5 protein-coding genes are annotated in these 13382 nt (G+C 71.3%); all 5 read left to right on the plus strand.

All coding sequences use genetic code 11. The features are described 5' to 3' along the window. Nucleotides 1–67 precede the first annotated feature (67 nt). The 5 genes from ACF1ED_RS21580 to ACF1ED_RS21600 all read left to right on the plus strand — a co-directional run bounded on the left by ACF1ED_RS21580 (nucleotide 68) and on the right by ACF1ED_RS21600 (nucleotide 13303). Entirely contained in the window at nucleotides 68–1678 is a 1611-nt protein-coding gene (locus ACF1ED_RS21580; RefSeq protein WP_391762739.1) for a glycoside hydrolase family 13 protein, read from the plus strand. Nucleotides 1679–1977: 299 nt separating this feature from the next. Continuing rightward, nucleotides 1978–4023 (plus strand): glycosyl hydrolase family 28-related protein, encoded by a 2046-nt coding sequence (locus tag ACF1ED_RS21585; protein ID WP_391762741.1) that lies wholly within the window; start codon nucleotides 1978–1980, stop codon nucleotides 4021–4023. Nucleotides 4024–4146: 123 nt separating this feature from the next. Further along, on the plus strand, nucleotides 4147–5157 hold the full coding sequence (locus tag ACF1ED_RS21590; RefSeq protein ID WP_391762743.1) for a LacI family DNA-binding transcriptional regulator: 1011 nt from the start codon (nucleotides 4147–4149) through the stop codon (nucleotides 5155–5157). Nucleotides 5158–5549: 392 nt separating this feature from the next. Then, entirely contained in the window at nucleotides 5550–8930 is a 3381-nt protein-coding gene (locus ACF1ED_RS21595; RefSeq protein WP_391762745.1) for a CARDB domain-containing protein, read from the plus strand. Between the two features lie 80 nt (nucleotides 8931–9010). Then, nucleotides 9011–13303 carry a discoidin domain-containing protein gene (locus ACF1ED_RS21600; protein WP_391762747.1) on the plus strand — a complete coding sequence of 1431 codons (4293 nt, stop codon included), beginning with the start codon at nucleotides 9011–9013 and terminating at the stop codon, nucleotides 13301–13303. Nucleotides 13304–13382 lie beyond the last annotated feature (79 nt).

Consider the following 13382-nt stretch of genomic DNA (forward strand, 5'->3'; position numbering starts at 1 on the left):
CCGGCCGGCACCTTCCATGCCCCGTCCCGGCCGGCGGCGGAGTCCCACCTGCCCGAAAGGACCTCCTGTGGCAGCCGTGCACCCCTCCCGCACCCATGATTGGTGGCGCGACGCCGTCATCTACCAGGTCTATCCCCGCAGCTTCGCGGACGGCGACGGGGACGGCACGGGCGACCTCGCGGGTGTCCGGGCGAACCTGCCCTACCTCCGCGAACTGGGCGTGGACGCCGTGTGGTTCACCCCCTGGTACCTCTCGCCGCTCGTCGACGGCGGCTACGACGTGGCCGACTACCGCACCATCGACCCCGCCTTCGGCACCCTCGACGACGCCGAGAAGCTGATCGCCGAGGCCACCGAGCACGGCATCAAGGTCATCGTCGACATCGTGCCCAACCACGTCTCCGACCAGCACGCCTGGTTCCGGGCCGCCCTCGCCGCCGGGCCCGGCAGCCCCGAGCGCGAGCGGTTCCACTTCCGCCCCGGCCGCGGCGAGAACGGCGAACTCCCGCCGAACAACTGGCCCTCCCAGTTCGCCGGTGACACCTGGACCCGGGTGCCCGACGGCGAGTGGTACCTGCACCTGTTCACCCCCGAACAGCCCGACCTCAACTGGAACCACCCCGACGTCCGCCGCGAACACGAGGACGTGCTGCGCTTCTGGTTCGAGCGCGGCGTCGCCGGCGTCCGCATCGACTCCGCCGCCCTGCTCACCAAGCACCCGGACCTGCCCGACTTCACCGAGGGCGTCGACCCCCACCCCTACCTCGACCAGGACGAGATCCACGACGTCTACCGCTCCTGGCGGGCCATCGCCGACGAGTACGGCGGCGTCTTCGTCGGCGAGGTCTGGCTCCCCGACGCCGAACGCTTCGCCCGCTACCTGCGCCCGGACGAGCTCCACACCGCCTTCAACTTCAACTTCCTCGCCTGCCCCTGGGAACCGGACCGGCTGCGCCGCACCATCGACGACACCCTCGCCGAGCACGCCCCCGTCCACGCCCCCGCCACCTGGGTCCTCTGCAACCACGACGTCACCCGCACCGCCACCCGCTACGGCCGCGAGGACACCGGCTTCGACTTCGCCAAGAAGCGCTTCGGCACCCCCACCGACCCGGACCTCGGCACCCGCCGGGCCCGCGCGGCCGCCCTGCTGACCCTCGCCCTGCCCGGCTCGGTCTACCTGTACCAGGGCGAGGAGCTCGGCCTCCCCGAGGCCGACATCCCCCGCGACCGCATCCAGGACCCCATGCACTTCCGCTCCGGCGGCACCGACCCGGGCCGCGACGGCTGCCGCGTCCCCCTGCCGTGGAAGGCCGAAGCGCCCTCCTCCGGTTTCGGCACCCGGCCCGGTACGGAACCCTGGCTGCCGCAGCCCGCCGACTGGGACCGCTACGCCGTCGACCGGCAGCGGGCCGACGCCGGTTCCATGCTCACCCTCTACCGCACCGCGCTCGGACTGCGCCGCACCCTCCCCGGCTTCGGCGACGGACCGATGCGCTGGCTCCCCGCCGGGGACGGCGTCCTCGCCTTCGCCCGCGAGCACGGTCTGATCTGCGTGGTCAACCTCTCGCCCGCCCCCGTGGAGCTCCCGGCCCACTCCGCGCTCCTGCTCACGAGCGGTCCCCTCGACCCCGCCGGCACCCTCCCCCCGGACACCGCCGCCTGGCTCCAGGCCTGACCCCCCCGGGCCGCCCCGACAGCGCCGTCCGCGCACGCGACCGCCGGCGGCGGGCCCGGGAGAAGACCCCGTCGTGCGGCCGAGGCCGCTCAGCGCCGACCCCGTCGGCCGCGGCGCACGACGGCCGAGGCCGGGACCCTGACCCGGCCGTGGCGGAAGTCCCGTTCCCGTTCCGTGGGGGGTCGGGGGCGGGGCTTCCGCGCGTGCGGCTCGCCCTCCGCTCGCAGCCGACGCGCAGTCCGCCCGCCGCCGCGAAGCCCGTTCGCCGCGGTTCCACACCGTCAGAGAAGCGAGCTCAGATGATCCCCAACCGCGTTCGTCCGCGCGTGCGCGCCGGTGCCAGAGCCACCGCCGTCGCCTGCGCGCTCCTCTGCCTCGGCCAGGTGGCCGCCACCGCGGCGACCGCCTCGCCCGCCGGACCGTCCCGTCCGTCGGCCCCCTCGGCCCCCGCCGTCACCCGCGCCGGCCTCGACCCGGCGCTCGTGGCCGGCCGGGGCGCCGACGTCGCCTTCGACGAGCAGGAGGCGGAGCACGCCCGCACCACCGGCACCGTCATCGGCCCGGACCGCACCCCGTACACCCTCCCCTCGGAGGCATCCGGCCGGAAGGCCGTCCGGCTCGTCCCCGGCCAGTACGTCGAGTTCACCCTGCCCCGCGCCGCGAACGCCCTGACCGTGCGCTACAGCATCCCGGACGCCGCCGCGGGCGGCGGCATCACCGCGCCCCTGGACGTCTCCGTCGACGGCCGCCACCGCAAGACGATGACGCTGACCTCGCAGTACTCCTGGCTCTACAACCAGTACCCCTTCACCAACGACCCCGGCGCCGACCTGCTCCACCCCGACTGGTGGCTCGCCGAGTGCGCCTGCGTCCCGTCCGCCACCACGCCGGCGCCCGCCTTCGACAAGCCCTTCCGGCCCACCCACTTCTACGACGAGCAGCGCCTGCCGCTCGGCAAGACCTTCCGGGCGGGGGAGAAGGTACGGCTGACGGTGCCGGCCGGCAGCCCCGCCGCCTGGACCGTCATCGACCTCCTCGACACCGAGCTGGTGGCGCCGCCGCACGTCGAGCGCGGCGCGGTCGACGTACGGCTCCTGGGCGCCGACCCGGCCGGCCGCCGGGACGCCGCCCCCGCCATCGAACGGGCCATCGCGCTCGCCCGCCGCCTCGACCGGCCGGTCTACCTGCCGCCGGGCACCTTCCGCGTGGACCGGCACATCGAGGTCGACGACGTCACCATCGTCGGAGCCGGCAACTGGCACACCGTCCTCAAGGGCCGCCAGGTCGCCCTGGACGAGCCCGCCTCCGACGGCTCCCGGCACACCGGTGTCGGCCTCTACGGCAGGTCCGCGGCGGAAGGCGGCAGCCAGAACGTGCACCTGTCCGGCTTCGCGATCGAGGGCGACGTCCGCGAACGGATCGACACCGACCAGGTCAACGCCATCGGCGGTGCCATGAGCGACTCCACCATCGACGGCCTGTACCTGCACCACACCAAGGTCGGCCTCTGGTTCGACGGCCCCATGCGGAACGTGAAGGTCACGAACAACGTCATCACCGACCAGATCGCCGACGGCCTCAACTTCCACACCGGCGTCACCGACTCGCTCGTCCGCAACAACTTCATCCGCAACACCGGCGACGACGGCATCGCGCTGTGGTCGGAGAAGACCGCCGACGCCCGCAACACCGTCGCCCGCAACACCGTCCAGTCACCCACCCTCGCCAACGGCATCGCGGTCTACGGCGGTGAGGACACCACCGTCACCGGCAACCTCGTCGCCGACCCGGTCCGCGAGGGCAGCGGGCTCCACGCAGGCGCCCGCTTCGGCGCCGAACCCTTCACCGGCGCCCTCCGCTTCACCGACAACACCACCGTCCGCGCCGGCACCCTCGACCTCAACTGGAGGATCGGCCTCGGCGCGCTCTGGTTCTACGCCCTGGACGGCTCGATCGACGCCGACGTGCGGGTCACCGGGGACCACTACCTCGACTCCACCCACAACGCGATCATGCTGGTCAGCGAGTACGGGGTGAAGGACCGGTACGACATCCCGGCCGTCCACTTCAAGGACGTCCGCGTCGACGGTGCCGGGAACTCCGTCCTCAGCGCCCGGACCAAGGGCTCCGCCACCTTCGAGAACGTCGACGCCCGCAACATCGGGGCCGTCGGCGTCAACAACTGCGGCTCCTTCAACTTCCCCGCCACGGGGTCCGAGTTCGCGCTGACCGACCGGGGCGGCAACGACGGCGGCTGGCTCGCCCCCCGGCTGCTGCCGAACACCCTCACGTGCGACGACCGCCCTCCGGTCGTCACGCCCCCGGCGCCCACTCCCTGGCCCTGAAACGCACGTCGCCCCTCCTGAACGAGGGAGCGGTGCACCTTTCGATTCTTTTACGTCAGGAAGGTCACCCGAGTTAGCAAGATGAAGAAATTCGCTTGCGTTGTTTGCGCTATACTTGCGTGTATGACGCGACGACTTGCTCAGGTGGCGAAAAAGGTGGGGGTCAGCGAGGCCACGGTGAGCCGTGTCCTCAACGGCAAGCCCGGGGTCTCCGAGACGACCCGGCAGTCCGTGCTGACGGCACTCGACGTGCTCGGCTACGAACGGCCGACGCAGTTGCGCGGAGAGAGGGCCAGGCTCGTCGGCCTGGTCCTCCCCGAACTCCAGAACCCCATCTTCCCGGCGTTCGCCGAGGTCATCGGCGGTGCGCTCGCCCAGCAGGGACTCACCCCGGTGCTCTGCACGCAGACCAAGGGCGGCGTCTCCGAGGCCGACTACGTGGAGCTCCTGCTCCAGCAGCACGTCTCCGGCGTCGTCTTCGCCGGCGGACTCTTCGCGCAGGCCGACGCCCCGCACGACCACTACTACCGGCTGGCCGAGCGCAACATCCCGGTCGTCCTGATCAACGCGTCCATCGAAGGGCTCGACTTCCCCTGCGTGTCCTGCGACGACGCCGTCGCCATCGAGCAGGCGTGGCGCCACCTCGCCTCACTGGGGCACGAGCGGATCGGGCTCGTGCTCGGCCCCGAGGACCACGTCCCCTCCCGGCGCAAGCTGGAAGCCGCCCACGTGGCCGCCGCGGCGGCCGGCATGGAGTGGAACGACACCTTCGTGGAGCGGTCGATCTTCTCCCTGGAGGGCGGTCAGGCCGCCGCCGCGCGGCTGCTGGACCGGGGGATCACCGGCATCGTCTGCGGCAGCGACCCCCTGGCGCTGGGCGCGATCAGGGCCGCCAGGCGGCGCGGCCTGTCGGTTCCCGCCGACGTGTCGGTCGTGGGCTTCGACGACTCCGCGTTCATGACGTGCACGGAACCGCCGCTGTCGACGGTGCGGCAGCCCATCGAGGCCATGGGGCGCGCCGCGGTGGACCTCTTGATCACGCAGGTCCAGGGGACCCAGCAGCACTCGGGGGAACTGCTCTTCGAGCCCGAGCTCGTGGTCCGCGGCTCGACGGCCCCGCCGCCCGCTGCCTGAGCCCCGGTCCGGAGCCCGGATTCCCGAAGGGTTTCCGGGCCTCGCCGTCCGATAACTGAATGATTCCTGCCCACCGGCACCGGTGTCCCCGCCCCTGGCGGCGTCGACACCGGTGCCGTTGGCGTTTCCGGCACCGTCTCCTGCTGGAGATCGAACGGGAACCGTTGACAAAGTCGTCATCCGGTAGAAACCTTGCGGGCTGACAGCGTAAATGAGCCACAGAGCAACTCAAGAACCCGGCTGGCTGTCATCCGATCCTTGTCAGAGCCATGTTGGGCTCTTGGTGCGTGTTCCTGCCGAGCTCCTTGAGCTCCCCTGCGCGTCCGTCGGTGAGAGTGCTCCACGGACAGGGGGACAGGCCACGGACCCTGCCCGCATGCGGAGAGGTCACCATGAGAGGCACACACCCGAGCAGGCGGCTGGGGGTCGGTCTGCTGACAGCGGGCCTGATCTCCGTAGGACTGCTCCCCGTCCCCGCGCACGCCGCGGCGGACACCAACCTCGCGCTCGGCCGAGCCGCGACGGCCGGCGGCGCCAACGGCGGCTACCCGGCGTCCAACGTCACCGACGGAAGCCAACAGTCCTACTGGGAAGGCCCCTTGGGCTCCTTCCCGCAGTGGGTGCAGGTCGACCTGGGCACCCAGGTCGACCTCGACCGCCTCGCGCTCAAGCTGCCGACCGGCTGGGAGGCGCGCAACCAGTCCCTCGCCGTCCTCGGCAGCGCCGACGGCACCGCGTTCAGCACCCTCACCGCCGCCCAGGCACGCGCGTTCAACCCCTCCGCCGCCAACACGGTGAACATCGACCTGCCGGCGGCCACCGCCCGCTACGTCCGCGTCCAGGTGGGGAACAACTCCGCCTGGAACGCCGCCCAGCTCTCCGAACTGGAGGTCTACGGCGAGACCGGCGGAGGCGAGGACCCGGGCGACCCGCCCCCGGTCACCGGCACCAACCTGGCCCGGAACAAGCCCATCGAGGCCACCTCCACCACCCAGAACTACGCGGCCGGCAACGCCAACGACGACAGCACGTCCACCTACTGGGAGTCCGCCGGCTTCCCCGCCTCGCTCACCGTCAAGCTGGGCTCCGACGCGGACGTCACCGGCGTCGTCGTCAAACTGAACCCCGACGCCGCCTGGGGCCCGCGCACCCAGTCCTTCGAAGTGCTCGGCCGGGCCTCCGACGCCTCGGGCTTCACCACCCTGAAGGCGCGCGCCGACTACGCCTTCAACCCGGCATCGGCCCAGAACACGGTCACCATCCCGGTGACCGGCCGGGTCTCCGACCTCCGCCTGACCGGCTTCTCCAACAACGGCGCCCCCGGCGCGCAGGTCGCGGAGATCCAGGTCCTCGGCACGGCCGCCCCGGCCCCCGACTTCGTCGTCAACGAGCTCACCTGGGAGCCGGCCACCCCCTCCGAGGCCGACGACGTGACCGCCAAGGTCACGGTCCGCAACGCCGGCACCGCCGCGGCCCCGGCCACGACGGTGAACGTCAGCGCCGAGGGCACCGTCGCGGGCTCCGCCGCGGTCCCCGCGCTCGCCGCCGGCCAGTCGACCACCGTGAACGTCCCCATCGGCAAGCGCCCGATGGGCGCCTACACGGTCTCGGCGGCCGTCGACCCGACCGACACGGTCCCCGAGCTCGACAACGGCAACAACAGCCGCACCGCGACGGCCAAGCTGAACGTCACGCAGACCCCGGGCCCCGACCTGACGGTCACCGGCATCACCCCGAACCCGGCCACCCCCGCGGTCGGCGCGCCGGTCTCCTTCACGGTCGCGGTCAAGAACCGCGGCACCTCCGCCGTACCGGCCGGCAGCGTCACGCGGCTCACGGTCGGCTCCACCACCCTGAACGGCACCACCCCGGCCATCGCCGCCGGAGGCACGGCCGACGTCGCGGTGACCGGCACCTGGACGGCCACCGACGGCGGCGTCACGCTGACCGCGACCGCCGACGCCACCGCCACCGTCACGGAGACGAACGAGAACAACAACGTCTTCTCCCGCTCCATCGTCGTCGGGCGCGGCGCCGCCGTCCCGTACACCGAGTACGAGGCCGAGGACGCCGCCTACCGCGGCACGCTCCTCCAGACCGACTCCACCCGCCCGTTCGGCCACACCAACTTCGCCACCGAGTCCTCGGGCCGCGAGTCGGTGCGCCTCAACACCCAGGGCGACTACGTGGAGTTCACCTCCACCAACGCCGCCAACTCCGTCGTCGTGCGCAACTCGATCCCGGACGCGCCGGGCGGCGGCGGCCAGGAGGCCACCCTCAGCCTCTACGCGGACGGACAGTTCGTGCGGAAGCTGACGCTGTCCTCCAAGCACAGCTGGCTGTACGGCACCACCGACCAGCCGGAGGGCCTCACCAACACCCCGGGCGGCGACGCACGGCGCCTCTTCGACGAGTCCAACGCGCTGCTGACCCAGTCCTACCCGGCCGGCACCAAGTTCCGCCTCCAGCGCGACGCCGGTGACACCGCCGCCTTCTACGTCGTCGACCTGATCGACCTGGAGCAGGTCGCCCCGCCGGCCGCCAAGCCCGCCGAGTGCGTCTCCATCACCCAGTACGGAGCCGTGCCCAACGACGGCATCGACGACACCGACGCCCTCCAGCGCGCCGTCACCGCCGACCAGAAGGGCGAGATCCCCTGCGTCTGGATCCCGGCCGGCCAGTGGCGCCAGGAGCAGAAGATCCTCACCGACGACCCGCTGAACCGGGGCGTGTACAACCAGGTCGGCATCCGCGACGTCACCATCCGCGGCGCCGGCATGTGGCACTCCCAGCTCTACACGCTGACCCCGCCGCACCTCGCCAACGGGATCAACCACCCGCACGAGGGCAACTTCGGCTTCGACATCGACGACAACACCAAGATCTCGGACATAGCCATCTTCGGCTCCGGCACCATCCGCGGCAACAACGCCCAGGAAGAGGGCGGCGTCGGCCTCAACGGCCGCTTCGGCAAGGGCACGAAGATCAGCAACGTCTGGATCGAGCACGCCAACGTCGGCGTCTGGGCGGGCCGCGACTACGCCAACATCCCCGAGCTGTGGGGCCCGGGCGACGGCCTGGAGTTCACCGGCATGCGGATCCGCAACACCTACGCCGACGGCATCAACTTCGCCAACGGCACCCGCAACTCCACCGTCTACAACTCGTCCTTCCGCAACACCGGCGACGACGCCCTCGCCGTGTGGGCCAGCAAGTACGTCAAGGACACCTCGGTGGACGTCGGCCACGACAACCACTTCCGCAACAACACCGTCCAGCTCCCCTGGCGGGCCAACGGCATCGCCGTCTACGGCGGGTACGGCAACACCATCGAGAACAACGTCATCTCCGACACCATGAACTACCCGGGGATCATGCTGGCCACCGACCACGACCCGCTCCCCTTCTCCGGGCAGACCCTGATCGCCAACAACGCCCTGCACCGCACCGGCGGCGCCTTCTGGAACGAGGACCAGGAGTTCGGCGCCATCACCCTCTTCGCACAGGGCCCCGACATCCCGGGCGTCACCATCCGGGACACCGACATCCACGACTCGACCTACGACGGCATCCAGTTCAAGACCGGCGGCGGCGCCATGCCGAACGTCAAGGTCACGAACGTGACGATCGACAAGTCGCGCAACGGCTGCGGAATCCTCGCGATGGGCGGCGCGCGCGGCAGCGCCACGCTGACGAACGTCACCATCACGAACTCCGCCAAGGGCGACGTCTGCTCACAGCCCGGCACGCAGTTCGTCCTCAACCAGGGCTGACGCCCTGACACCGGCGGAGGCGCCCGGCACCGCGCCCGGGCGCCCCCGCCGCACCTCCCCCTCCCACGAAGCGAGGAACGATGAGAACCCCCACCTGGCGATCACGGTGCCTGAGCGCCGCGATCGCGACGAGCCTGCTGGCCCTGGGCGGCCCCCTGGTGGCCGCCCACGCCGCCGGCGGACCCAACATCGCGCTCGGCGACGCCGCCTCGGCCGGCAGCGCCCAGTCCGGCTACGGCGCCGGCAACATCACCGACGGCAACCAGGGCACGTACTGGGAGAGCACCGGCGGCTCCCTGCCCCAGTGGGTGCAGGCCGACCTCGGCACCACCACCCGCGTCGACGAGGTGGTCCTGAAGCTGCCCGCCGGCTGGGAGACCCGCAACCAGACCCTCTCCCTCCAGGGCAGCGCCGACGGCACCAGCTTCACCACCCTGAAGGCCTCCGCCACCTACACCTTCAGCCCCGGCTCCGCCAACACCGTCACCGTCGCCTTCCCGGCCACGCTGACCCGCTTCGTCCGGGTGAACGTCACCGCCAACACCGGCTGGCAGGCCGCCCAGCTCTCCGAGCTGGAGGTGCACGCGGCCGAGGGCTCCTCCGCGAACCTCGCCGCCGGCAAGACGCTCACGGCGAGCAGCCACACCGAGGCGTACGCCGCGCCCAACGCCAACGACGGCAACCGGGCCAGCTACTGGGAGAGCACCAACAACGCGCTGCCCCAATGGCTCCAGGCCGACCTCGGCGCCTCGGTGGCGGTGAACCGGGTGGTCCTCAAGCTGCCGGCCGGCTGGGGCGCCCGCAGCCAGACGCTGAAGATCCAGGGCAGCGGCAACGGCACCGACTTCACCGACCTGTCGGCCTCCCGGGCGTACGCCTTCGACGCGGGCAACGACAACACCGCGACGATCAGCCTGGACTCCACCACCACCCGCTACGTGCGGGTCCTGGTCACGGCGAACACCGTCCAGCCCGCGGCCCAGATATCCGAACTGGAGGTGTACGGCCCGGACACGGGGGACACCCAGGCGCCGTCCGCCCCCGCGAACCTCGCCTACACCCAGCCGGCCACCGGGCAGATCAAGCTCACCTGGAACGCCTCCACCGACAACGTGGGCGTGTCCGGCTACGACATCTACGCCAATAACGTCCTGCTGACCTCCGTGGCGGGCGACGTCACGACCTTCACCGACACCCGGCCGGCCGACCAGACGGTCTCCTACCGGGTCCGGGCCAAGGACGCGGCCGGCAACCAGTCCGGGGACAGCAACACCGTCACCCGCACCGGCGACGGCGGCGACACCCAGGCCCCCACCGCCCCCGCGAACCTCGGCTTCACCGAGCCCGCGAGCGGCCAGGTGAAGCTGACCTGGACGGCCGCCACCGACAACCGGGGCGTCACCGCCTACGACGTCTACGCCGACAACGTCCTGCGCGGCAGCGTCGCGGGCGGCCTCACCACCTACACCGACACCCAGCCGGCCAGCGCCACCGTCACCTACCACGTGGTCGCCAAGGACGCGGCGGGCAACACCTCCGTCGCCTCCAACAGCGTCACCCGCAACGGCAGCGGCGGCACCGGATCCAACCTGTCCGTCGGCAAGCCGATCGAGGCGTCCTCGACCACGGGCGCCTTCGCCGCGGGCAACGCCAACGACAACGACACCGCCACCTACTGGGAGGGCGGGGGCGGCGCCTACCCCCAGACCCTCACCGTGAAGCTCGGCGCCAACGCCGACCTCGACAGGCTCGTGCTGAAGCTCAACCCGGCCCAGGCGTGGCAGGCCCGCAACCAGACCATCGAGGTCCTCGGCCGCGAACAGAGCGCCACCGGCTTCACCAGCAAGATCGCGGCGAAGAGCTACTCCTTCGACCCCGCGAGCGCCAACACGGTCACCATCCCGCTGACCGCGCGGCTCGCGGACGTCCAGCTCAGGTTCACCGCCAACACCGGCGCCCCCGGCGGCCAGATCGCCGAGTTCCAGGCCGTCGGCGTGCCCGCGCCCAACCCCGACCTCACCGTCACCGGCCTCACCACGACGCCCGCCGCGCCCGAGGAGGACGACGAGATCACCGTCTCCGCCGTCGTGCGGAACGAGGGCACCGTCCCGGCGGCCGCCAGCAAGATCGCCGTCCGGCTCGGCGGCACCAAGGCCGCGACCGGACAGGTCCCGGCTCTCGCCGCCGGCGCCCAGGCCACCGTCCCCGTCTCCATCGGCGCGCGCGCCGCCGGCTCGTACGACCTCAGCGCGGTCGCGGACGAGGCCGGCGAGGTCCTGGAGCAGAACGAGACCAACAACACCTACACCCGGCCCACCGCGCTCGTGGTCAAGCCGGTCGCCAGCTCCGACCTGCTCGCCACCTCGGTGACGACCAGCCCGTCGAGCCCGACCGCCGGCGACGCCGTGACCTTCAAGGTCGCGGTGAAGAACCAGGGTACGGAACCGACCGCGGCCGGCGACCGCGCGGTCACGCTGGAGCTCGTCAACGCGCAGGGCGGCGTGGTCAAGACGCTGACGGGCGCGCAGAGCGGCGTACTGGCCCCCGGGGCCTCGGCCGTCGTGAGCCTCGGCACCTGGACGGCCGCCAACGGCTCGTACACCGTCAGGACGGTCATCGCGGCCGACGCGAACGAGCTGCCCGTCAAGCGCGAGAACAACACGCAGTCGCAGCCGCTGTTCGTCGGACGCGGCGCCAACATGCCGTACACGATGTACGAGGCGGAGGACGGCACCGCCGGCGGCGGAGCCACCGTGGCCGGCCCCAACCGCACCGTCGGCGACATCGCGGGCGAGGCCTCCGGCCGCAAGGCCGTCACCCTCGACGCGACCGGCGAGTACGTCGAGTTCACCACCCGCGCCGCCACCAACACCCTCGTCACCCGCTTCTCCGTCCCGGACGCCCCGGGCGGCGGCGGCATCGACACCACCCTCAACGTCTACGTCGACGGCGTGTTCAAGAAGGCCCTGCCGCTCACCTCGAAGTACGCCTGGCTGTACGGCGCCGAGGCCGGCCCCGGCAACGACCCGGGCTCCGGCGCCCCGCGCCACATCTACGACGAGGCCAACCTGATGTTCGGGGAGACCATCCCCGCGGGCAGCAGGATCCGCCTCCAGAAGGACTCGGCGAACTCGGCCGCGCACTACGCGATCGACTTCGTGAACCTGGAGCAGGTCGCGCCGGTCGCGAACCCGGACCCGGCCGCGTACACGGTGCCGGCCGGCTTCACGCACCAGGACGTGCAGAACGCCCTCGACAAGGTCCGCATGGACACCACCGGGAAGCTCGTCGGCGTCTACCTCCCGGCTGGTGACTACCAGACCTCCAGCAAGTTCCAGGTCTACGGCAAGGCGGTCAAGGTCGTCGGCGCCGGCCCGTGGTACACCAAGTTCCACGCGCCGACCACGCAGGACAACACCGACATCGGCTTCCGCGCCGAGGCCACGGCGAACGGTTCGCTCTTCAAGGGCTTCGCCTACTTCGGCAACTACACCTCGCGGATCGACGGACCGGGCAAGGTCTTCGACTTCGCGAACGTCGCCGACATCGTCATCGACGACATCTGGAACGAGCACATGGTCTGCCTCTACTGGGGCGCCAACACCGACCGGGTCACGATCAAGAACTCCCGGATCCGCGACATGTTCGCCGACGGCGTCAACATGACCAACGGCTCGACGGACAACCACGTCGTCAACAACGACGCCCGGGCCACCGGCGACGACAGCTTCGCGCTGTTCTCCGCGATCGACGCCGGCGGCGCCGACATGAAGAACAACGTCTACGAGAACCTCACCACCACCCTGACCTGGCGGGCGGCGGGCGTGGCCGTCTACGGCGGCTACGACAACACCTTCCGCAACATCCACATCGCCGACACCCTCGTCTACTCCGGCATCACCATCTCGTCGCTGGACTTCGGCTACCCGATGAACGGCTTCGGGACCATCCCGACCAACTTCGAGAACATCTCGGTCGTCCGGTCCGGCGGACACTTCTGGGGCAGCCAGACCTTCCCGGGCATCTGGATCTTCTCCGCCTCGAAGGTCTTCCAGGGCATCCGCGTCAGCCACGTGGACATCGTCGACCCCACCTACAGCGGCATCATGTTCCAGACCAAGTACAACGGCTCCCAGCCCGAGAACCCGGTGAAGGACACCGTCTTCACCGACATCTCCATCACCGGCGCGCGCAAGTCCGGCGACGCCTTCGACGCGAAGTCCGGCTTCGGCGTCTGGGCCAACGAGATGCCCGAACCCGGCCAGGGACCGGCCGTCGGCGAGGTCACCTTCAACTGCCTGCGCATGCGGGACAACGCCCAGGACATCCGGAACACCACCTCCACCTTCAAGATCAACGTCAACCCCTGCTGACCCCGCCCCGCCCCACGGCGGGAGCACCGGCGCCCACCGCACCCGGCGGTGGGCGCCGCCGCGCTCCAGCACGAACTGC

Origin of the sequence: Streptomyces sp. NPDC014656, assembly GCF_043084305.1 — a bacterium.
GTDB lineage: Bacteria > Actinomycetota > Actinomycetes > Streptomycetales > Streptomycetaceae > Streptomyces.

Bases quoted from the DNA above. Each gene is read 5' to 3' on its own strand.
- ACF1ED_RS21590 (WP_391762743.1), top strand. From the start codon at position 4,147: ATGACGCGACGACTTGCTCAGGTGGCGAAAAAGGTGGGGGTCAGCGAG.
- ACF1ED_RS21600 (WP_391762747.1), top strand. From the start codon at position 9,011: ATGAGAACCCCCACCTGGCGATCACGGTGCCTGAGCGCCGCGATCGCG.
- ACF1ED_RS21585 (WP_391762741.1), top strand. From the start codon at position 1,978: ATGATCCCCAACCGCGTTCGTCCGCGCGTGCGCGCCGGTGCCAGAGCC.
- ACF1ED_RS21595 (WP_391762745.1), top strand. From the start codon at position 5,550: ATGAGAGGCACACACCCGAGCAGGCGGCTGGGGGTCGGTCTGCTGACA.